The 26,471-nt window shown below is 35.4% G+C and carries 8 protein-coding genes; all 8 read left to right on the top strand.

The window, feature by feature from the left end; all coding sequences use genetic code 11:
- The first annotated feature begins 370 nt into the window (after window positions 1–370).
- The 8 genes from BLW23_RS16155 (at window position 371) to BLW23_RS16190 (ending at window position 26,462) form a co-directional block, all read left to right on the top strand.
- Window positions 371–1,735, top strand: coding sequence for a TolC family protein (locus tag BLW23_RS16155; RefSeq protein WP_093671665.1), 1,365 nt, complete (start codon window positions 371–373; stop codon window positions 1,733–1,735).
- A gap of 93 nt (window positions 1,736–1,828) precedes the next feature.
- Window positions 1,829–2,503, top strand: coding sequence for a tRNA (adenosine(37)-N6)-threonylcarbamoyltransferase complex dimerization subunit type 1 TsaB (tsaB, locus tag BLW23_RS16160; protein ID WP_093671667.1), 675 nt, complete (start codon window positions 1,829–1,831; stop codon window positions 2,501–2,503).
- Window positions 2,504–2,890: 387 nt separating this feature from the next.
- Window positions 2,891–4,309 carry a hypothetical protein gene (locus BLW23_RS16165; protein WP_093671670.1) on the top strand — a complete coding sequence of 473 codons (1,419 nt, stop codon included), beginning with the start codon at window positions 2,891–2,893 and terminating at the stop codon, window positions 4,307–4,309.
- Between the two features lie 420 nt (window positions 4,310–4,729).
- Entirely contained in the window at window positions 4,730–8,218 is a 3,489-nt protein-coding gene (locus tag BLW23_RS16170) for an Ig-like domain-containing protein (RefSeq protein WP_093671672.1), read from the top strand.
- An 802-nt stretch (window positions 8,219–9,020) separates the two neighbouring features.
- Window positions 9,021–15,632 (top strand): Ig-like domain-containing protein, encoded by a 6,612-nt coding sequence (locus BLW23_RS16175; RefSeq protein WP_093671674.1) that lies wholly within the window; start codon window positions 9,021–9,023, stop codon window positions 15,630–15,632.
- Window positions 15,633–15,754: 122 nt separating this feature from the next.
- Entirely contained in the window at window positions 15,755–21,205 is a 5,451-nt protein-coding gene (locus BLW23_RS16180) for an Ig-like domain-containing protein (protein ID WP_093671676.1), read from the top strand.
- A 130-nt stretch (window positions 21,206–21,335) separates the two neighbouring features.
- Window positions 21,336–25,502, top strand: coding sequence for a DUF7507 domain-containing protein (locus BLW23_RS16185; protein WP_093671678.1), 4,167 nt, complete (start codon window positions 21,336–21,338; stop codon window positions 25,500–25,502).
- 36 nt (window positions 25,503–25,538) lie between these two features.
- Window positions 25,539–26,462 (top strand): PorP/SprF family type IX secretion system membrane protein, encoded by a 924-nt coding sequence (locus BLW23_RS16190; protein WP_093671680.1) that lies wholly within the window; start codon window positions 25,539–25,541, stop codon window positions 26,460–26,462.
- The last annotated feature ends 9 nt before the right edge of the window (window positions 26,463–26,471 follow it).

Here is a 26,471-nt window from a genome sequence, read left to right on the forward strand (position 1 = left end):
CGCCATGTGCAAGGCGGTAATTGAAGGAGGTAATGAAAATATGGCCGAGGGAGTTAATAGCGGAATTACATATTTGATGGTGTTTCCGTATATATTAGTAGGTATTCTATTCTACTTTATTTATAGACACCGAAAGAAAATAAAAAAATAACCTCATAATTAGAAGATTTTCTTGTAACAAAATTAAATTTTAGTCGTCATATACGCGTAAATTGTTAAAGAATGTTCGGGAATAGACACATGAGTGTTCGGTTTCGAACTTTTTAAAACACTGAAAATGAGTGAACTGATTGGTTTTTAGAGCATTGTTCGTTCTTTTTTATTTGGAATAGCAATTGAGAAAACTAATTGAATATTAAAAATATACGTTTTGAAAACTAAAATTGTATTACTGGTAACGTTGTTATCAACTTGTAGTCTATTCGCACAAAAACAATGGACATTAAAAGAATGTGTAGACTACGCATTAAAAAATAATATAACCATAAAACAAAATGAGGTCAATGTTCAGTTGGCTGAAAAAGATGTAGCAATTGCTAAAGGAAACTTTTTACCTACATTAAGTGGTTCGGCTTCGCAAAGTTTAAATTTTGGTTCTTTTATCGGACAAAATGGTTCAAGGATTTCTAGAGATACAAGAGGAAATAGTTTTGGATTAAATTCTAATGCCACGCTTTTTAATGGGTATAGAAATAAAAACACATTAAAACAATCTAAACTCGGAGTAGAGGGAAGTAAGTTGGATCTTGAAACTAATATTAACAATATCTCGTTAAATGTTGTTCAAACATATTTAAATGTATTATTTGCTAAAGAGAATTTAAATGTAGCTAAGGTTCAGTCAGAAATTAGTAAAAAACAAATAGATAGGGCTCAGGCACAATATGACGCCGGAGCAATACCGAAAGGTGATTTGTTAAATGTTCAGTCTACATCAGCAAATGATCTTCAAAATGTGATAGTTCAGGAAAATACATTGAATATCGCTCTATTGCAATTGGCACAATTGCTTCAGGTTCCTTCGGAGGGATTTGATGTTGCATCATTATCAATCAACGATCCATCTGCGGCTTTTCTTTATGGTAGTTCGAAGGAGGTGTATAATCAGGCATTAACCAATCGTCCTGAAATATCAAGAGCAAAACTTAATTTAGAGAATGCTGATATAAATATTGATTTAGCAAAGGGTGCTTTATTACCAACGTTATCGTTCTTTGCAAGCGCAAATACTTCTTACCAAACTGTTCTGGGAGAAGAAGATGTAATACCTGTTCAGGACCCAAATACTGGTGATATAATATTACAACGTAATGGCTTCTTTACTCAGTTAGATGGGAATTTGGGATATTCTGCAGGACTAAGTTTAAATATTCCAATTTTTAGTGGATTTCAAAATAAGAACAGAGTGTCGAGATCTGTAATTAGTAAAAAAGCTTCTGAGTTGGAGTTGGAAAATCAAAAACTTCAATTGCAACAAACCATTGAGCAAGCGTATTTAGATTCAAAAGCTGCGGCTAAAACTTTTGAAGCAGCGAAAATTTCATTAGAAGCGCAAAAAGAAGCTTTTAAAAATGCGCAAGTTAGTTATGATTATGGCTCAATGACTCAATTTGACTTTGATCAAGTTCGAAACAGATTGGTGAATGCAGAAGGGGCAATGATAAGAGCTAAATATGATTATGTTTTCAAAACCAAAGTGTTAAAGTTTTACTTTGGAGAATCTATAGTAGATTAATGTACAGGGGAAAATTAAATATTAATCTATATAAAACCTTACCAATTGGTAAGGTTTTTTTTATGATTATCTTTGTTGCATAAAAAGAACTTTGTGGCACTAATATTAAATATTGAAACGGCAACTAAAAATTGTTCAGTAAGCTTAGGAAAAGAAGGAAAACCTTTAGTAATTAAAGAACTAAACAACGGGAATTATTCACATGCAGAAAAGCTACATCCATTTATTCAAGAAATAATGGATGAATGTGGAATTCAAATGAATCAAATAGATGCTGTTGCTGTGAGTAAAGGCCCAGGTTCGTATACAGGTTTAAGAATTGGTGTTTCAGCTGCGAAAGGATTATGTTTTGCAAGTAATATTCCTTTAATTTCGATTGAAACATTAAATTCTTTGGCAACTAGTATTCAAATTGAAAACGGATATATTGTTCCAATGCTAGACGCAAGGCGTATGGAAGTTTACTCTGCAGTTTATAATGTTGATTATTCTCAACAGAGAGAAATTCAGGCTGAAATTATTAATGACAAATCTTTTGTTGAGTTATTAGAAAGTAATAAGGTGCATTTCTTGGGCGATGGTGCCGATAAATGTAAGGATGTAATTAAAAGTGAAAATGCTGTTTTTTATAACGATAAATATCCTTCCTCTCAACAGATGATTGCGTTGAGTTATGAGAAATTTCAAAACAATGAATTTGAAGATGTAGCATACTTCGAACCGTTTTATTTAAAAGATTTTGTTGTGATACCCCAAAAGAAGAAGTAATCTTAATTTTTATAGACAAATTATTAAAAACCATGTTGTTAAGATTAATTAACGCATAAGTTGTATATTTACCCATTGTTAATGCCCCCGAATTTATTATAGTGAATTAAGTTTAATATTGAAATAATAGATCAGGGGCATGAAATACTTCGTATAAAAGAGATTGTTTTAATTTTTGTCGATCTCTGTAGCTACAAATAAATATCTTGTTTGTTGCGCTCATTTTAGAGATTTACTAAGATTAACCAGGTTTCATTTTTCTACAAAGAAATTTCAAGCACATTACCTTAAGAAAGCTATATAAAATAGATCATAAATATAGTTGTTGAAAGGAGATTTCTGATTTCTTTATTGCATTATAGAGTGTTTAAACAAATATATAATTATATGAAAGGTAGGTTACTAGTTTTTATAATCATAGCAATATTTAATGAGACGGTTGTTGCTCAAAGTTTAAGTTCGTTAAACAATCGTTTAGCAAATTATTATAATTGGTCTTTATCCAATGTTTGTTCTCATCCAGGAAGTAATAGCCAAGGAGGCTGGGATAGGCATGGAAGTGGAGTTTTAGCTATAGGGAGAGACGATACAGATTATTATGATCACTGTGGTTCGCAAACAGGGCCTACTGCTTCTGTAAACCTAAACGTAAATACGAGAACTTTTTTCGGAGCATATATTTATGTTAGAGTAACATTGAAGGCGAAAAACTACGCGAATAACAACTACGGGAGAGGAGAGTTTTATGTTAATTCGACACCTTATTTTAGTATGTATAATGTAGCGAACTCTCCTTCAATAAATTCTAGTCAAGTACATAATTCAGCAATAGGTTATGCAGGATATAGTGCAAGTGGGACAAGATTACCAAGAACTGGTACTTTTCCAAATATCTATGGAATTTCAGGACATAGAACATCTAATGATCAATACAGTACTTTTGTAATAAGAATTCCAAACCCAAACACTAGTTCCTTGAATTTAAAATGGAGATTTATGTCAGGAAAGGATGATTTGTTTTTTGGAAGAGTTGAAATATTAGGAGAGTCTTTGCCTCCAAAATGTACGGTGCCTAGTGCTTGTAATGTGACTTCCAGTTCTGGTAACGACATAGATGTTGGAGGTACAAGTATTTTTAGTGTTTCTGGTGGAGCTCCTTCTAATAGCACTTCTTGGTCTGTTTCACCATCAACAGGCGTGAGCGCTTCAAGCGGCGCAAGTTCAAGTACCGGGACTTTGGTGTTTTCAACCCCCGGAACTTATGACATAACTTTTAGAAGACTTAACTCAAATTCTCCAGCAAATTGTGCGGAACCTAAAACGGTAGAATGTACAAGAAGAATAATAGTTAACTCTCCTCCTCCCGATTTTTATCCCACATTACTTACTGGTAAAACTGTAATTTCTGGACCTGAGGGCAATATTGATTTTCATGTGGTAATAGGTGAGGCAAGTGGCCGAGCTTCCAATAGTGTAGATCCGGTAGAGTTTAGAATAGCAGATAGTGGAAGATTTAATTTCGAGTTTGATAGCGGTTTAAATAGTATTAATGGAATAGAAGTTAATAATTCAGATTGGACCTATCTTTTAGAAGGAGGACTTCATAAGTTTACCTATATAGCTAACGGAGGAATATTTCCTAAAAGTAGTTTTTCGAAAGTAGGAATTAAAGCTGTTTTCAATTCTCCGAGGAATGCAGTAGGAAAAGTTCCATTAAAAATTACGTTAAAGTCTAATTCTGGAGGACAAACAAATACTCAAAATGATAACGATCAAGATGTTATTGAGTATAAAAACAAGGGATAATTCCCCTTATTGAGTCTTTTTGTTTTATTCAAAGAGATTTTGGTTATAAGTTCTAAAGGTTAGTAGAATGACGATTTACCTTTAAGGTGCAAAATTATTTTGAAAAATGTATTTCGTTGATAAATTTACTGACAACTAGTATAGTTGGTGAATATTGGTTTGTGAATGGTAAAAAGCATCGATAAATGGTTAAAAACATTAAAGTATTGTATCTTAAATAATTAAAAAGTGTTTCTTGCGGGAGTAGTTTTTTCGTGTATATTTGCCCCGCCTTTAATTAGATATATTCCTCCCTAAATTTATTTCATACAAGCAGCGTAGTAGCTTACTGTAAGATTTTGGGATTTTTGTTTTTATAAACATGGTCCCGGTTAAATTAAGTTGGCAAAACGATTTTTGTGTTATAAAACTTGTTTAAAAGTGGGGAAAAATATTATACATTGGCTTACCAATTTTGGAGCTAAAAACTTAGGGGAGTATCTGCAGAAGTTTAGCATGTCTTTTTTTAACATGTTCGATTTTATTTTATTTTTATGCGGAAGATCAACAAAAAAAGAACTAAACACTTGTAGTGTAAGTGGTAGATATATCGGTTCAAAAACCTTAATACTTACGCTGTTTTCAATCTTATTTTTATCGTTTCATAATGTAAATTCTCAAAGGGCTAGTAGTCGAGGTTATTATTACAATAATCCTCCTGTGGTTACTTCTCCCAATGTTGTTTGGGTAAATGAAAATCTTGCGGGGCCTGTAATGAATATTGAGGCATATGATCCTAACCCAGGGGGGCGTTTAAAGTATTATCTCATGAATGTTTGGGATTCTCATCATTTTACTTTAGATCGTTATTCTGGTGAATTACGTTTTATTGTGCCGCCAGATTATGAAGTGCCGCATGATAGCGATGGTGATAACAGGTATAAAATTAAGGTTAAAGTAATTGATTGTTATGGAGCCTGTGGTTATAAGTGCATTTATATAAAAGTTAAAGATGTAGATGAGTTTTCATGTAGTAACCCAAATCCAGAAGATGATCCAGATGGAGATGGAATTCATAATGATTGTGATTTGGATGATGATAATGATGGTGTTTTAGATGTGGATGAATTTCAAAGTTTAGCTTCTACGATTAATAATCCACCTCACTCAGATGCGGTTAATTGGGGGTTAGATGGTTTTCAAATATTTGTTATAGGTAGTAATACCAATGGTTTGGGATATAAAGAGTCGGGCTTTCAACAAGCTGTCGTTAACCAAGGTAAATCACTAGTCGTACTTAATAATTTAAACGACTTTAGCGCTACTCGTACTGGTCCAGGTACGGCAATACATAGTACTGTGAATTTTCCAAATGGTTCCATGAGATACACTTCAAATACAAGTAGTAATTACGCTGAATTTAAGGATACCACTCTTCAAAATATAGTTTCAGGAAATTCAGGAGATGCCGCTTTTGTTGTTCCAGAATACGGGATGTGCCATAATAATTATTACAAAATAGAAATAGACTTTGATACTTCCGTAAATGCTTTCAATATAGATCTAACAGATATTTTTGATATTAGTGTACGAGGGCATTATTGTCCACCAACATTAAGTTATCAAGTGTATGCAGATGATAAGCTAATTGCTTATTTAGAAGGTCAAACAGTGGGGAGTGATAGTACAGGATATGTTAAAGTCTATGATGCAAATGGAAGCTTCAAGAAATCGATAAAAGTAGGCCATAATATTGAAGCATCAATAGGTTTCAATACAAGTAAGTTGGTTAAGAAAGTAACAATTAGAAATGATGTTAAGGAAGGGTATTTAAGAAATGTTGCTGATCATATAGGTTTAGATAGTTTCGTCTACAGTACTGATTTCCCTGATTTCGATAAAGATGGTATACCAAATCACTTAGATTTAGATAGTGATAATGATGGTATTTATGATATTGTTGAAGCTGGAACTGGTTCAATGGATACAAATAATGACGGAACTATTGATAGTATAACAAGTACGTCAGGAGATACTGATAATGATGGTTTAGCAGATTCAATTGAAGCTATTAACGGTCAGAATACTGGAACCGCTGCTAGAGAAACTTCAGCAGGAACGGTTGATTATTTAAATGCTGATAGTGATGATGACGGATGTAGTGATGCAAACGAAGCTTATAATAACAGAAATGCAGATGGAAATGGGGATACTTATTACAACCCATCAAATTTAGCTGAACCATTAACAGTTAGTTCTGGAGCGGTAAGTGCTTCTGGTAAAGTGGTGGCCGCGTCATATGATACTGGAGATATAGCTAAAGTAATTGATGGAAGTTCAATGAACTCCGTTTGTAATAATGATACTTTCGCAGTAAATGATTTTGTGAATACAATTGAAGGACAGCTGGTTACTGGTAATGTGTTAACAAATGATTACGATTTGCAAGGAGATACACAAAGCGTAAAGTCAGATCCTATTGTGAATGTTGCTAATGGAACATTAACATTAAATCCGAATGGGGACTTTAGATATACACCAAACCCAAACTTTGTTGGAGAAGATTCATTTACCTATGAAGTTTGTGATAATAATTCTGCTCAATCATGTAGTAGAGCTATTGTGTTTATTGAAGTACTACCTGAAAGAACAACAGATAACGAGCCACCAATTGCTAATGTTGATACAGGAACTACTAAGATGGGAATAACTCTTAATGGAAACGTAGCAAGTAATGATTTTGATCCAGATGGTGATCCATTAACTGTAAATACAACACCAGTAAATAATGTAAGTAACGGAGTTTTAACATTAAATGCTAACGGTAGTTTTATTTATGTGCCAAATGCAGGATTTATAGGAGCAGATACTTTTACGTATCAAATATGTGATAATGCGAGTCCAACACCACTTTGCGATACAGCAATTGTAAATATTATAGTTACTCCTGCAACAGGAAATATCACAGTAGCGAATGATGATGCCTATTATACTGTTGGAGATACGGCAAATAATAATGTTGAAGGTAATGTTTTGGATAACGATACAGATCCTGAGGGGCATACACAAACAGTGAATACAACACCTGTTAGTAATGTGAATAATGGAACTTTAATATTGAATGAAAATGGAACGTTCAATTACCAACCAAATGCGGGATTTTTTGGTCAAGACACCTTTAGATATTCGGTTTGTGATAATGGTTCTCCTCAAGCATGTGATATAGGAACTGTAATTATTTTGGTGGACAAGTTTTTACCTCCAGATTACAAACCAACATTATTTACTGGTAAGACAATTGTAAATGGTAGTAAGGCAAAAATTGATTTTGTCATTTTCGTTGGCGAGGCAAATGGACAAAATGAAAATGGATTAAATCCTGTAGAAATTAGGATCGCCGATAGTGACAGGTTTATCTTCCAGTTTGATGCAACTTTAACAACTTTGAATGGAACTAATGTAGACAATTCAGATTGGTCATATAGAAAAGAATCAGGGCTACATAAGTTTATTTATGTGAAAAGTGGTGGATTCCAAGGAAATACTGTGTCAAAGATAGGGGTAAAAGCAACATTTAATTCTCCAGAAAATTCAAGTGGGAAGGGGCCTTTAAAAGTAACTGTAAAATCCGATTCAGGAGGTCAAACGAATACAAGAAACGACAACGATCAAGATATCATACAATACACCAACTTAGTTGCCAATGGAAACAATGGTAATGGTAATGGGAATAATGGCAATGGAAACAATGGTAGCGGTTATGGGAATGGAAATAATGGTAACGGTAATGGGAACAATGGCAATGGTAATGGTAACGGGAATAATGGCAATGGAAACAATGGTAACGGTTATGGGAATGGAAATAATGGTAACGGCAATGGGAACAATGGCAATGGTAATGGTAACGGAGGAAATAGTGATGATGATTAATTAATAATAAAAAGAAGAAAGAGGTTCGTGATTAAGTAATCTATTAGTAATAAAAAAGACTGATAACAGTTTGTGCTTTACAATTATTAGTGTTTTTAAATAAATAGTTTGAGTTCTATAATTAAAGATGTTTTTTATGAGGTAAAAGAATATTTAATTCACCAGAAAATTCAAGTAGGAAGTGCCGTTTAAAAGTAACTTGTAAAATCCGATTCAGGAGGTCAAACAAATAGAAGAAACGACAACGATCAAGATACTATTGAGGATAGCAATAACTATTAGTTTTTCTTCTAACTAGGTCATTGTTCGTTTTTTTAGTTTGAGTGATGTTGACTTCGTCTGAAAATGTAAAGTAATAATGTTTCAAAAAGGTTTACTATTTCTTGATATTTGATTGAATTTTATATCCGCTATTTATGGGAGAAAACAAGGTTTTATATAGGTTATGAAATGGATAATATATAAACGAAGAAATCTTTTTAAATCATGATTTTTTTTATAGATTTAAAGAAAACTGTTATGGTTGGTTATTAATGGTCTGTGAATGGTGGAGAAGTGTCGATAAATGGTGTAAAACATTAAAATATTGTATTTCAATTGATTAAAAAGTGTTTTTTTTTGCTGGAGTATATTTTTAGTGTATATTTGAACCGCCTTTAATTAGATGTATACCCCCCAAATTTGTTGCAAACAAGCAAGGTAGTAGCTTGTTGTGATAAGTTGGGATTTGTGTTTTTTATAAATACAATCCCGAATGAATTAAGTTAACAAAGCAGTTTTTGCTTTTTAAAACTTGTTTAAAGTGGGGTATAATAATTTTATAAATAAGGTTTCTTTATACGAAATCATAGACTTCTTTATATATGTAATAAAGAGTTGTGGAAAAAATAATTGTAAAGTTGTTTTTTTAAAGGAAGAATCTTCTTGCGCTAAGAAGATGGGGGAGGTTGTGTTTGTCTTTTTTATCTCTTTTTTCATCTATTCTCAAAATACTTATGCACAAACACATGAATATTATGTAGATCATCTTAATGGACCAGGGTCATTTGAGGTTAGTAATAGTGCTTACCATAATCCTGGTTGCGGAAACTATGATTTTAATTCAGGGTCTTATGCACCTGCAAATTATAGAGCAGGAAGTACTCGGTCAGTTAGAAATTACACTCAGGGAAACTGCCCACATAATGGAGGTGATGTTATATATAGAAAGAGAGGTATAAGTATTCGTCCAAATCAGCAATACACGTTTGAATTTTGGTATAGAAGATGGTCTCCAAGTGGTCCTGTTGCTCCGTCGTTACAATTAAGGGTTAATGGACGTAATGTTGGTGGAAGCTACAGTGTTGTTTCTACTGGTTGGGCTCATGTTGTATTATATCATAACCCAGGGAATACGAGTAGACTTAATTTAGAAATTATAAATAATTCTGGAGGAAATAATGGAAATGATTTTGCAATCGATGAAATAAGAGTTACTGGAGGACCTCCATTTACTCCAGAAGTGTGTGATGGAAAAGATAATGATGGCGATGGACAAATTGATGAAGGATTTGATTCAGACAGAGACGGTATTGCCAATTGTTTTGATAATTGCCCAACAGTTTCAAATTCTAATCAACGAGACTGTGATAATGATGGTATAGGAGATGCTTGTGAAACTGATACCGATGGTGATGGTGTTCCTGATGATTGTGATGTAGAAGAATGTGACGGATTAGATAATGATGGTGATGGACAAATTGATGAAGGATTTGATTCAGATGGTGATGGTGTTGCTAATTGTTTTGATAATTGCCCGACGGTTTCAAATTCTAATCAACGAGACTGCGATAATGATGGTATAGGAGACGCCTGTGAAACTGATACCGATGGTGATGGCATTCCAAATGATTGTGATGTAGAGGAATGTGACGGATTAGATAATGATGGTGATGGACAAATTGATGAAGGATTTGATTCAGATGGTGATGGTGTTGCTAATTGTTTTGATAATTGCCCGACAGTTTCAAATTCTAATCAACGAGACTGCGATAATGATGGTATAGGAGATGCTTGTGAAACTGATACCGATGGCGATGGTGTTCCAAATGATTGTGATTTAGACGATGATAATGATGGTGTTCCAGATGTTGAAGAATCAGATTGTACGGGCTCAACCCTAGCAAGTGACTTTACTTGGCATGGTGGTTCGGTAGCAAATGTACAAGCAACGGATACAACATTAGGAATGACTGGAGCAGCCTGGGGGAATGCTTACTCTAATGAAGAATTATCTTTGCCAATACATTTAGAATTTACTATTTCTTCGATTTCTAATGGGATGTTAGGACTTCTTCCAGTGAGTAAAACGGAAACGTCTAGTTGGGATGATAAAGGATATAAATATCAACTGCAAAATAATAATGCCTATATCCGTCATGAGAGCGGGAATTCAGGTTGGCAGGGTGCTGCAAATGGAACAGTAAAAGCTATTGATATTGATGAAAATGGAGTAGTTACCTATTCAATTGATGGAGTAGTAAAGAAAACATATCAAGGACAAGTTGAGAATTATAAAATAACAATTTCTAGAGGAGCCTTTACTGCAAATAATGTAGTAATTACTACAGGAAAAGCAAGTTTGTGTACAGGAGATGAAGATGGAGACGGTACACCAAATCATTTAGATTTAGATAGTGATGGTGACGGTTGTAGTGATGCCTACGAAGCAGGAGCCACAACAGATACAACTGCTGATTATGAATTTACTTCAGCAGTAGGTTCAAATGGACTTGCCGATGCTGTTGAAACCTCGGCTGATAGTGGAGTGATTGACTATACTTCTTTCTATGAGGAATATGCGAAAAATGATGGATTAAATGCTTGTGCAGATACAGATGGTGATGGTATAGGTGACTTAATTGATATTGATGATGATAATGATGGAGTGTTGGATGTCGAGGAATTAGGGTGTAGTTTATCTCAAGATATCTCTGAGTTGACATTTTCAGGAAATGCAACTGTCACAAACCAAAATAAGACATTAACTTCAGGAAGTGGAGGTTGGAAATCTTCATATAGTAATCAGATATTTAGTTTGCCTATTCATCTTGAGTTTAAAAGATCTGGTTTGTCAGGAATTACAATGTTCGGTCTAATTCCAACTGGAGCAAATAAAACAGTTTCTAATTGGAATGATCAAGGTTATAAATTCTATAATTACAATGCAACCACTTACGGTTACTTTCCAAATGCTTGGACATTTACTCATAGTTCACAAACTGATGAACTATATGAAATAGATATTGATGTAAATGGTGTAGTTACTGTTAAAATTGAGGGAGTGGAAAAAGCTTCTTTTAATGGAACAGTTTCTGATTATCAATTAGCAATATCACAACATACGCCAACAACATATAAAGACATTGTAATTAATGCAGACAACCTTAGTGGATCTTCAAATGATTGTCCATTAGTTGATACAGATAATGACGGTACACCGAATCATTTAGATTTGGATAGCGATGGTGATGGTTGTAGTGATGCTTATGAAGCCGGAGCTACAACAGATACCACATCAGATTATAAATTTACATCTGCTGTAGGTTCTAATGGATTGGCAGATGTTCTTGAAACTTCCACAGATAGTGGAGAAATTAACTATGCTTCTTTCTATGGGCAATATGGTACAAATTCTGACTTAGACGCTTGTGCGGATACTGATGGTGATGGTATAGGTGATTTAGTGGACATTGATGATGATAACGACGGAATTTTAGATATTGATGAAGGAATATCTGGAGGTTCTTCTAGTTGTGTTGATTCGCAGAATGGAACCTACTACTTTGCCGATATGAAAGCGGGAAGTGAAGGTTGGAACAGGTCTAAACAGGTTCAAATATCTAATGGAACTAGCACTTTAAATGGAACTATTACTTCCAATGTAGATTTCTCAATGCAGCAAAACAATGCTAGCTGTAGTTTATCTGGGAGGGTAAGTGTTATTACCGGTTTATCTACCAGAGGAAGTCAGCATCAATATACAGTAACTTTTGAGCAACCTGTAACTGATATGGTTGTATATTTTAATGATATAGCGGGTGGATGGCAAGGCCCTTGTGGAACAGAAACTGTTCGTTTTGACAGAAATATTGAAGTTCTTCAAAATTGTGGACTTTCTATTGGTTCCACAACAGCTACTGGAACTTGTTCTAATGTAGCAGCCCAAGGGTTGGTTAAAATACCTGGAACTTATACAAGTTTTAGCTTTACTGTTGATAATTCGAATGCTTCTTCTTGTAATTGTGAAAATTACTTTATAGGGGTTGGAGTTATGGGGTATTGTGCCGATAACGGAGGAACCACGGCAAGAGATACTGATAGTGATGGAGTACCTGATTATTTAGATTTAGATAGTGATAATGATGGTATTTATGATGTAGTAGAGGCTGGAACTGGTTCAATGGATACAAACAATGATGGAACTATTGACAGTATAACAAGTACCTCAGGAGATACTGATAATGACGGTTTAGCAGATTCTATTGAGGCTATTAACGGTCAGAATACTGGAACCTCACCTAGAGAAACAACTACAGGAACTGCTGATTATTTAAATGCTGATAGTGATGCAGATGGATGTAGCGATGCTAATGAAGCTTATGGGAATAGTGGTGCAGATGGATCAGGAAATACTTATTATAATCCAAATGATTTAGCTGAACCTTTAACGGAAGCTTCAGGTGCTGTAAATGCCAATGGAAAAGTGGCTGCAGCATCTTATACAACTGGAGATGTTGCCAAAGTTATTGATGGAGACTCTGATGCTGCAATATGTGGACCTTGTTATGATGGAGCAATTAAAGGAACACCTACAGCAAACGACCCTGATGGTGATGGTATCAATAATGATTGTGATTTAGATGATGATAATGATGGAATCGCAGATGAAGATGAGAATGTATGTGAAACACCAGATGATTTACCTGTTACAGGTACAAATTATTGGAGTACATGGAATGGACCTTATCAAGGACCAATTAACGGTGTTATTTCTTCAGGAGCAGGAGCGGATATAAATATAAAAACGGAGCACGTATCGGGAACAAATAATTTACATGTAAATCAAATGTATTTTTATTGTGATGGAAACCAACCTAATCCAAGCAGAGGGTATTCTAATTCGGCGAATGTGCCTGTTGGAGCCTCTCGAGCGATGGCGGTATCGGTAAATGCAAATAACTCTGTAACGATCAAGTTTACTTTTGAAAATGGAGTCGCCGTTGATCCAATGATACACTTGACGTCATTCTCAGGTGGTGCTGCTTCGGAAAACGTGTCGGATGTAGTATCGTTTAATAAATCATTCTCTGTTCTTGATCAATGTTGGACAACAAAAAATGGTAACAGTGTTACTGGTGCTTCTGGAATGAGAACTGGAACCAATGAGCCAAATGCTACTTTATTGTTCTCAGGAGAACATAGTTCTATAACAATGACAATTAGCCGTCCAAGTGCTATTGCAGGAGATGCAATTTTCTTTTCTGTAGGTACTAGAGGGTTCAAATATTCTTCTGGTGGAGGATCAGGTTCTAATTGTACCTCAGCGGGTAGTGATTTTGATCAAGATGGGATTCCGAACCACTTAGATTTAGATAGTGATAATGATGGAGTTTATGATATAGTTGAAGCAGGTACAGCTTCATTGGATACTAATAATGATGGACGCGTTGATAATATGGATAGTGTTTCCGTTGATGTAGATGCTGATAACGATGGATTAGCAGATTCAATAGAAACAACAAACGGTGCGGATAAAGGAACCGTTGCAAGAGAAACAACTACAGGAACTTTAGATTATTTGAGTTCCGATAGTGATGGTGATGGTTGTAGTGATGCAAACGAAGCTTATAATAACAGAAATGCAGACGGAAATGGAAATACTTATTATAATCCATCAAGTTTAAACGAGCCATTAACAGTTAGTTCGGGTGCCGTTAGCACTTCAGGAAAAGTAGTTGCAGCATCTTATGATACTGGTGATGTAGTTAAGGTTATTGATAAGAGCAGTATAAATTCAGTTTGTCATAACGATACGTTTGCAGTAAATGACTTTGTGAATACAAGCGAAGGTCAGGTAGTTACAGGGAATGTGCTAGCGAACGATTATGATTTACAAGGAGATACTCAGTTGGTAAAAACAGAACCAATAGTAAATACTACAAATGGAGCATTAACATTAAGCGCTAATGGAAACTTTAGCTATACACCTAATCCGAATTTCTCTGGGGAAGATGTTTTTACCTATGAGGTTTGCGATAATAATTCTGCTCAATCATGTGGTAGAGCAAGTGTGTTTATTGAGGTTTTACCAAATAGAACAACTAACAATGAAGCCCCAATAGCGAATGTTGATACAGGAACTACAAAAATGGGAGTTACACTTACCGGTAATGTAGCAAGTAATGATTTTGATCCTGATGGAGATCCTTTAACTGTTGATACAACACCAGTAAATAATGTAAGTAATGGAACTTTAACATTAAATGCTAATGGTAGTTTTACTTATGTGCCAAATACTGGGTTTATAGGACCAGATACTTTCACATATCAAGTATGTGATAATGCAAGTCCAACACCACTTTGTGATACGGCTGTTGTAAATATTATGGTAACATCTGAAACGGTAAATATAACAGTGGCTAATGATGATGCTTATCATACTGTTGGAGATACTGCAAATAACAATGTAGTAGGAAATGTATTGGATAATGATACAGATCCTGAGGGACATACACAAACGGTAAATACGACCCCTGTTAAAAATGTAAATAACGGAACATTAACGTTAAATGCAGATGGAACGTTCGATTATCAACCAAATGCAGGGTTCTTTGGCCAAGATAGCTTTAGATACACAGTTTGCGATAATGGTTCTCCACAAGCGTGTGATTCAGGAACGGTAATTATAGTAGTGAATAAATTTATAGCACCAGATTACTATCCAACTTTATTTACAGAGAAAACAGTAGTCAATGGGGATAGTGCTAAAATTGATTTCGTGGTTTTCATTGGAGAAGCAAATAGTCAAAATGCAAATGGTATAAATCCAGTAGAAGTTAGAATTGCAGATAGTAATAGATTTTCTTTTCAATTTGATAAAGATTTGACATTGTTGAATGGCACGAAGGTGGATAATTCTGACTGGTCTTATAAAAAGGAATCGGGGTTACATAAGTTTATTTATGTAAAAAGTGGTGACTTTCAAGGGAATACTGTGTCAAAGATAGGGGTGAATGCCATTTTTAAGTCACCTGCTAGTTCAAGTGGAAATGTTCCTCTGAAGGTTACCGTCAAGGCAGATTCCGGAGGACAGGTCAATACAAGAAATGATAATGACCAGGATATAATACAATTTAGTAATAAAAATAAATAAAGAATTAAAAGAGTTAATAATTAATAATCTACTAGTAATGGGGAGATTGATAACAGTTATACTGTACAATTATTAACATTTTAAATAAATAGTTTGAGTTTAATAATTTAAGATGTTTTCTTATGAGGGGAAAAATTACATTTTTGATAATGTTTTTATGCTGTATTCATTTAGGATATAGCCAGTCTGTAAATTTAACAGATGCATTAATTTCGCCAGCACCACTTCCGTCGGTGCAGGCAAATGGTTCAGGTACAGCCGAGTTTAGGCTTCAAGAGACTTCAGGAAGTCCGGTATCATCACCAGTATTTGGTTCTTTACCAAATGTGACTATTACAGTTGACTTAGGTGATTTTATTGACTTACCAAATGGAGTGGTTTCGTTAAGTGATATCACAATAGAAGATTCCTTTGATGGAACTGATATGAGTGGTTTGTTCACAATGACATATGACGGGACGAGTAGTATTTTAAAGTTTGAGCAGACGAATAACAATATTCCTGCTGATGCAAACATTAAATTTACTTTTCCAGTTAAAGTTGTTCAAAATTCAAGTGAGTCAGAAGTAAGTAATGGTTTCAATGCGAATATCGCAGCATTAGGTTCTGATACTAACGCAGAAGGAAACGCGGCGTTTTTTACTTGGACAACGAATACAACTACAGCAGTTAATGATATTAGTAATACATATGAAGGAGTTGCCGTAAGCGGTAACGTGTCTACAAATGATTTCGATTTAGAAGGCGATACGCAAACTGTAAGCACTTCTCCTGTTACTAATGTAAGTAATGGTACATTAACGTTAAATGCTGATGGTAGTTATACCTATACTCCAAATGCAGGGTTTACAGGTGAAGATAGCTTTACCTATGAAGTTTGTGATGATGTTAGCCCATCTGCTTGTGATGAAGCAACAGTGTTTATTGAAGTATTACCAAATGGTTCAGTAGCTAATGAGGCACCAATTGCAAACGCTGATACAGTTTTAACTGAAGAAGGAACTACTGTAACAGGGAACGTAGCAAGTAACGATTTTGATCCAGATGGAGATCCTTTAACAGTAAATACAACGCCAACCACTGATGTAAGTAATGGTACATTAACCTTAAATACTGATGGTACATTTACTTATGTACCTGATGCTGGGTTTACAGGTACTGATACCTTCACTTATGAGGTTTGTGATGATGCGAGTCCAACTCCATTATGTGATACTGCTACAGTAGAGATTAATGTAAATCCTGACACAGGAAATATCACAGTAGCGAATGATGATGCATTTACAACAACTCCAGGTGTAACATTAACAGGAGGGAATGTATTAGCAAATGATTCGGATCCAGAAGGAGATGCGCAGACAGTAAATACAACACCAACAACTAATGTAAGTAATGGTACATTAACGTTAAACGCTGACGGTACATTTACCTATGTTCCAAATGCTGGATTTACAGGAACTGATAGTTTCACTTACGAAGTGTGTGACGATGGAACTCCACAAGCTTGTGATGAAGCTACGGTTGCTCTTACAGTTGGAGGTATTGCAAACACTACAATCGCAGAAAATGATATAAACAATACATATGTAGATAACGCAGTAGCAGGGAATGTATTGACAAACGATTATGATTTAGAAGGTGATACACAAACGGTGAATACTACGCCAGTAAGTAATGTAAGTAATGGTACATTAACATTAAACGCTGACGGTAGCTATACATATACTCCAAATGCTGGATTTACAGGGGAAGATAGTTTTACATACCAAGTTTGTGATGATGGAAATCCTCAAGCATGTGATGAAGGTCAGGTATTTATTGAAGTAATTCCTGAAGGAACTGCTGGAAATGAAAACCCAATTGCAAACGCTGATACTGTAACAACTGAAGAAGGAGCAACAGTAACAGGAAATGTTGCAAGCAATGACTTTGATCCAGATGGAGATCCACTAACAGTAAATACAACACCAGTAACAGATGTTACTAATGGTACATTAACCTTAAATCCTGACGGTTCATTTACTTATGTTCCAGATGCAGGATTCACAGGAACTGATAGTTTTACGTATGAAGTTTGTGACGATGCAAGTCCAACTCCATCATGTGATACTGCTACAGTTGAAATTCATGTAAATGAAGATACTGGAAATATCACGGTAGCGAATGATGATGCATTCAATACAACTCCAGGAGCAACATTAACGGGTGGAAATGTATTAGCAAACGATTCAGATCCAGAAGGTGATACGCAAACAGTAAATACAACACCATTAGTAGATGCTAGTAATGGTACATTAACGTTGAATACTGATGGTACATTTACTTATGTTCCAGATGCAGGATTCACAGGAACTGATACTTTTACTTATCAAGTATGTGATAATGGTACTCCTCAAGCATGTGATGAAGCAACGGCTGTTGTGACAGTAGGAGGTTTAGCAAATACTACAATTGCTGTTAATGATATCAGTAATACATACGCTGATACTGCAGTAGCAGGAAATGTATTGACAAATGATTATGATTTAGAAGGCGATACTCAAAGTGTAAATACAACACCAGTAAGTAATGTAAGTAATGGTACATTAACGTTAAATGCTGATGGTAGTTATTCATATACTCCAAATGCAGGATTTACAGGACAAGATAGTTTTACATACCAAGTATGTGATGATGGAAATCCTCAAGCATGTGATGAAGGTGTAGTATTTATAGAAGTAATTCCAAATGGAACAGTAGATAATGAAAATCCAATTGCAAATGCAGATACTGTAACAACTGAAGAAGGAACAACAGTAACAGGAAATGTTGCAAGTAATGATTTTGATCCAGATGGAGATCCATTAACAGTAAACACTACTCCAGTAACAGATGTTACTAATGGTACATTAACCTTAAACCCTGATGGTACATTTACATATGTTCCTGACGCAGGGTTTACAGGAACCGATAGTTTTACTTACGAAGTTTGTGATGATGCAAGTCCAACACCTTCTTGTGATACGGCTACAGTAGAAATTCATGTTAATGAAGACTCAGGAAATATCACAGTAGCAAATGATGATGCATTTAATACAACTCCAGGTACTACATTAACAGGAGGTAATGTACTAGCAAATGATTCAGATCCAGAAGGAGATGACCAAACTGTTAATACTACTCCAGTAGCAGATGTTGCTAATGGTACGTTAACGTTAAATGCCGATGGTACATTTACATATGTTCCAGATGCAGGATTTACAGGAACTGATAGTTTTACCTACCAAGTTTGTGATGATGGAACTCCACAAGCATGTGACGAGGCAACTGTAATGGTAACAGTAGGAGGATTAGCAAATACAACTGTAGCAGTTAATGATATTAGTAATACTTATGAAGATGTTGCAACATCTGGAAACGTATTAACGAATGATTATGATCCAGAAGGAGATACTCAATCAGTGAATACAACACCTGTAAGCAACGTGAGTAATGGTACATTAACGTTAAATGCTGATGGTAGTTATACATATACTCCAAATGCAGGATTTACAGGTGAAGATAGCTTTACATACCAAGTATGTGATGATGGAAACCCACAAGCATGTGATGAAGGACAAGTGTTTATAGAGGTACTAGATTCTGGTACAGCTGCTAACGAAGCACCAATTGCAAATGCTGATACAGCTACTACTGAAGAAGGTACAACCTTAACAGGAAATGTAGTGAGTAATGACTTCGATCCAGATGGAGATCCTTTAACGGTAAATACTACTCCAGTAACAGATGTTACTAATGGTACATTAACGTTAAATGCTGATGGTACATTTACATATGTTCCAGATGCAGGATTTACAGGAACAGATAGTTTTACGTATCAAGTATGTGATAATGCAACTCCAACAGCAGCTTGTGATACAGCAGTGGTTGAGATTATGGTTATTGAAGATAGTGGAAACACAACTGTAGCAAATGATGATGCATTTACAACAAGAACTGATGTAACATTAACGGGAGGAAATGTATTGACAAATGATTCTGATCCAGAAGGTGATACTCAAACAGTGAATACAACTCCAATAAGTAATGTAAGTAATGGTACGTTAACATTGAATGCTAACGGTACATTTACATATGTCCCTAATGCAGGATTTACAGGAACAGACAGTTTTACGTATCAAGTATGTGATAATGGTACTCCTCAAGCATGTGATGAAGGTACAGTAGTATTAACAGTTGGAGGATTAGCGAATTCGACAATAGCTGTTAATGATATAGGAAATACCAATGAAGGAACAACACTAGCAGGAAATGTATTGACAAATGATTCTGATCCAGAAGGAGATACTCAAACAGTGAATACAACTCCAGTAAGTAATGTAAGTAATGGTATTTTAACCTTAAATGCTGATGGTAGTTATACATATACTCCGAATGCAGGGTTCACAGGAGAGGATAGTTTCACTTACCAAGTATGTGATGATGGAGTACCTCAAGCTTGTGATACAGCTGAAGTGTTTATTGAAGTATTACCAGATTCAACTTCATCAAATAACGCTCCAATAGCTAACCCTGATACTGTAACTACAGAGGAAGGAACAACAGTAACTGGAAACGTAGCAAGTAATGATTTTGATCCAGATGGAGATGACTTAACGGTAAACACTACTCCAGTAAGTGATGTAAGTAATGGTACATTAACGTTAAATGCTGATGGTACATTTACATATGTTCCAGATGCAGGATTTACAGGAACGGATAGTTTCACGTATCAAATTTGTGATAATGGAACACCTCAAGCATGTGACACTGCAACAGTAGAAATTCAAGTTAATGAGGATTCAGGGAATATTACAGTTGCAAATGATGATGCGTTTGATACAGTTGCAGATACAGCAAATAATAACATAACTGAAAATGTGTTAGCAAATGATTCTGATCCAGAAGGAGATACGCAAACAGTAAATACCACACCGGTAAATAATGTAAGTAATGGTACGTTAACCTTAAACGCTGATGGTACATTCAACTATCAACCGAATGCAGGGTTTACGGGGCAAGATAGTTTCACTTATCAAGTATGTGACGATGGAACACCTCAGGCCTGTGATACAGCTACAGTAATTCTACTTGTGAAGAAATTTATGGAGCCAGATTATACAGTTTCTGTGATTACTAGAGAAACGAACGTTGTTGGTGCTGAAGGTGATATTGATTTCGTAGTGTTCGTAGGTGAAGGAAATGGATTTAATTCAAACGGATTAGATACGGTAGAGTTTAGAATATCAGATAGTACAAACTTCGAGTTTACTTATGATGATACGCTTACAACATTAAATGGACAAACATTATTCAACTCTGATTGGAGTTATGAATTAGATAGAGGTCTTCATAAGTTTACCTACATTGGAAACGGAGGTATATTTAATGGAAATACATTCTCAAGAATTGGAATCAAGGCGAAGTTTATTTCACCGGCTAACTCAAGAGGAGAAAGACCATTAAAAGCGACAATCCGTGGTAATTCTGGAGGTCAAGTATTTAGAGGAAATGATAATGACTCGGATACTATAAGTTATAGTAATAACCAATAAAATTCCCATATGCTGGTGCTAGTTGAAAGCTAGCACCGGCATTATTAAAAGATTGAAGGGGCAAAAAATCACTCTTTTAATAAAGGATTTTATTTAAGTAAGGGGATAAAAAAATAAACATAATGAATATATGAGGGGGATAGTTAAGTTATATGCTTTTCTATTATTAATGTGTTCTCAAGTAGGTTTTTCTCAATCAGTTAGTTTGCAGGATGGTTTTATTACACCTGCTCCATTGGGAACCATTGAGAATTCAGGAGAAGGAATAGCAAGTTTTAAGATTCAGGAAACCTCAGGGGCAAATGTCGAAGCTTTCGTATTTGGAGGTCAACCTAACGTTACAGTAACTATTGACTTAGGCGATTATATCAAGTTAAAGAGCGATGATATTTCTCTAATTACAGGAACGTCCAATGATATAGATGTATTATCATTATTTGATATTACATATGTGTCAGCTGATAAAATCCTGAAATTTACACAGAAAGCAGAAATTCCTGCTGATCTTTTTGAAGAAGTAAGTTTTCCAATTGTGGTAACTCAAAATTCTTCACAAGGAGAAAGCCTTAATGGATTTAACGCAAATATTGCGGCATTAGGAACGACTACAAATGCGTCAGGAAACACGAGCTTCTTTACTTATACATCTGGAGCTTCTTTAGATGTTATTAAGTCGGTGGTAAGTTTACCATCTGAGTTTACTGTAGGAACGGTAATCAATTATGAAATTGAAGTTACCAATTCAGGAAATGAAGAAATTACTAACATTGAAGTTGCCGATTTAGGTGCAACCATTATTTCAGGAAACCCTATTGCGAGTTTATCGCCAGGTGATTCAGCAACTGTTACAGCGAGTTATACATTAACTCAGGCTGATATAGATAATGGAAGTTATAGTAATACAGCAACGGTTACAGGAGATAGTTCTTTTGGAACAGATGATGTAACATCAACATCAGATGCTGGAACGGATGAAAACGGAAATGAGATTACAGATCCATTAACTGTTGATGGTCCAGATGCTGATACTGATCCAACAAACGATTCTACAGATATTGATTTATCAAGTGGGCAGAGCCCAAGTATGACTTTAATTAAGAGTGTAACTTCTAATGGTCCATACTCAGCAGGCTCTATGTTAACTTATGAGTTAGTGGTTACCAATACAGGTACAGTTACCTTAAGTAATATTGAAGTAGCTGATGCAGGAGCAACAATCACTTCAGGGAATCCAATCGCGAGTTTAGCACCGGGAGCCTCGGCTACAGTGATGGCTAGTTATACATTAATTCAGTCAGATATAGATAGTGGTAGTTATAGTAACTCGGCTACAGTAACTGGAGATAGTACAAATGGAACAGACGATGTAACATCAACATCAGATGCTGGAACAGATGAAAATGGAAATGAAATTACAGATCCATTAACTGTTGATGGTCCAGATGCTGATACAGATCCAACGAATGACGATACCGTAATAAACTTATCTGGTTCAATGACCTTGATTAAGAGTGTAACATCATCAAGTCCTTATAATGTTGGTGATACTATTAATTATGAATTGGTTGTTACTAATACTGGTTCTATTACAATTACAAATATTGAAGTAACAGATCTAGGAGCAACAATTACGTCTGGAAATCCAATAGCGAGTTTAGCAGCAGGAGAATCAGCTACCATAACGGCAAGTTATTTATTAACACAATCTGATATCAATTCTGGAAGTTATAGCAATACGGCTACTGCCACAGGTGATGTTTCTGGAGGTACAGATAATGTAGGAGTAACATCTGATGCTGGAACAGATGAGAATGGAGATGTGATTACTGATCCATTAACTGTTGACGGACCAGACACAGATACAGATCCTACAAATGATGCGACATATCTTGATTTGACAGAAGGTAATGGGCCAAGTATGACTATGATAAAAAGTGTAACGTCTAATGGACCTTATGCAGCAGGCTCTATGTTAACTTATGAGTTAGTAGTTACCAATAATGGTGGTGTTTTATTAACTAATATTGAGGTAACAGATTTAGGAGCAACAATTACTTCTGGAAATCCAATAGCGAGTTTAGCGGTTGGAGAGTCAGCTACAGTAACAGCAACTTATACATTAACTCAATCAGATATTGATAATGGAAGTTATAGTAACTCTGCGACGGCAACGGGCGATAGCCCTAACGGAACAGATGATGTAACTGTAGAATCAGATGCTGGAACCGATGAAAATGGAAATGAAATTACAGATCCATTGAATGTTGATGGTCCAGATGCTGATACAGATACTACAAATGACGATACAGTGATTAACTTATCTGGTTCAATGACCATGATAAAGAGTGTGACTTCAAATGGTCCTTACTCAGTTGGTGGTACAATTACGTATGAATTGGTAGTTACAAATACTGGAGCTACAACAATTACAAACATTGAGGTAACGGACTTAGGAGCAACAATTACATCTGGAAATCCAATAGCTAGTTTGGCACCAGGAGCTTCAGCTACAGTAATGGCGAGTTATACGATTACACAATCGGACCTTGATAGTGGAAATTATACAAATACTGCTACTGCTACTGGAGATGTTTCAGGAGGGACTGATAATGTTGGGGTAACATCAGATGCTGGAACTGACGAAAATGGAGATGAAATTACAGATCCATTAACTGTTGATGGTCCAGATGCTGATACTGATCCAACAAACGATGCAACTGATATTGATTTAACTGAAGGTCAAACTTCAAGTATGACTTTAATTAAGAGTGTAACTTCTAGTGGACCATATTCAGCAGGATCAACAATTACGTATGAGTTAGTAGTAACTAATACAGGTACATTAACTTTAAGTAATATTGAGGTAACTGATCCGGGAGCAACAATTATTTCTGGAAATCCAATAACTAGTTTAGCTCCAGGAAATTCAGCAACTGTAACCGCTGCTTATACATTAACGCAGTCAGATCTTGATAATGGAAGTTATAGTAACTCGGCAACAGCAACAGGAGACAGTACTACTGGAACTGATGATGTGACTGTTGAGTCTGATGCAGGAACTGATGAGAATGGAGATGAAATTTCTGATCCGTTAAATGTTGATGGTCCAGATACAGATACAGACCCAACAAATGATGATACTGTATTGAATTTATCTGGTTCGATGACTTTAATTAAAAGTGTAACTTCTTCTGGACCTTATGAGGTAGGAGATGTGTTAACTTATGAATTAGTTGTTACGAATACAGGAACAGTAACATTAACAAATATTGAGGTAACTGATCCAGGAGCAACAATTACATCTGGAAATCCAATAGCTAGTTTAGCGCCAGGAGCTTCGGCAACTGTGTTCGCTAGTTATACATTAACAGAGTCAGATATTACTACTGGAAGTTATAGTAATACAGCTACCGCAACAGGTGATAGCCCAAGTGGAACAGACGATGTAACAGTAGGTTCCGATGCGGGTACAGATGAGGATGGAAATCCAATTTCTGATCCATTAAATGTTGATGGTCCAGATGCTGATACAGATCCAACGAATGATGCTACCGATATTGATTTAACTAATGGAGGGAGTGGAAATAATTCAAGTATGACATTAATCAAGAGTGTGACCTCTATTGGGCCATATGATGTTGGTTCTATGATTACTTATGAGTTAGTGGTAACCAATACAGGACAAACCACACTTTCTAATATTGAAGTTACTGATTTAGGAGCAACAATTACGTCTGGCAATCCAATAGCTAGTTTAACACCAGGAGAATCGGCTACGGTAACAGCTCAGTACGCAGTAACACAGTTGAATCTTGATAATGGAAGTTATAGTAATATTGCTACAGCGACAGGAGACAGTCCAGATGGAACGGATGATGTAAGTGTAACTTCTGATGCTGGAACAGATGAGTTCGGAAATACAATAACGGATCCTTTAACGGTTGATGGCCCAGATATTGGTAATGACCCAACAGATGATGCCACTTACCTAATTTTAAATACATGTTTACATATTTATAACGAGTTTAGTCCAAATGGTGACGGTGTTAACGAGTATTTTAAAATTGATTGTATTACAAATTATCCAAATAACACAGTTGAAATATTTAACAGATGGGGTAATCTTGTATTTAGAGTTGAAGGATATAATAATAATACAATTTCATTCACCGGAAAATCCAGAGGTAGAGCAAATGTGCAGGTAGATGAGGAGTTACCAACGGGAACATATTTTTATATGGTCGATTTAGGTAACGGAAGCGATGTGTTAAAAGGGTGGCTATATCTTAACCGATAGTCACTTAGGTATAAAATTTTCAAATAGAGTGAAAACATGAAGAGAATAATAAGATTATATTTTTTTCTTACAGTAATGGGCCTTGTTGAGTTAACCGCTCAACAGGATCCTCATTACACCCAATATATGTTCAATACAATGAGTGTGAATCCTGCTTATGCTGGTTCACGAGGTCATGCGGTAATTACTGCACTGGGTAGAGCTCAGTGGGTTGGATTTAATGGTGCTCCAGACACCCAAAATTTAAGTTTTGACACACCTCTTGGCTATTCTGGCCTTGGGTTGGGAATAAATTTGTTAAATGATAAAATAGGACCGTCGGATGAATTTTATTTCGATGCAAATGGTTCTTATAGTATCGAAACTGGACATCAAGGAAACTTATCGTTCGGATTAAGATTAGGAGGTAGAATTTTAAACATTGATTGGTCGAAAGGACAGGTTGATGAAAATGAACCAATTTTTGCAAATAATATTAGTGGTAGATTTTTGCCTACTATTGGTGCAGGAGTTTATTACCATCAACCAAAATGGTATGTTGGTTTATCTGTACCTAACTTCTTGAAATCTGAACATTATGATGGAAACCTTCAATCGCTTCAAACAACAGCAGTAGAAAGAATGCACTTTTATTTTATTGGAGGGTATGTGTTTGATTTATCAGAGAGTATAAAGTTAAAACCTGCAACGTTGTTAAAGGCCGTATCAGGTGCTCCTGTTTCATTGGATATTTCTGCGACTGTAATGTTTAATGAGAAATTTAGAACAGGTATTGCATGGAGATGGGATGATTCCATTAGTGTGTTATTAGGATTTCAAGTTAGTGATTCTTTCTTGATAGGGTATGCGTACGATCTTACAACAACAAATTATAATGTAACAAACTCGGGAACGCATGAGGTAATGATACGTTATGATATATTCAAAGAGTTAAAGTATAGATCTCCAAGATTTTTCTAATTAAACAAG

It is taken from the genome of Tenacibaculum sp. MAR_2009_124 (genome assembly GCF_900105455.1).
Classification (GTDB): Bacteria; Bacteroidota; Bacteroidia; order Flavobacteriales; family Flavobacteriaceae; genus Polaribacter.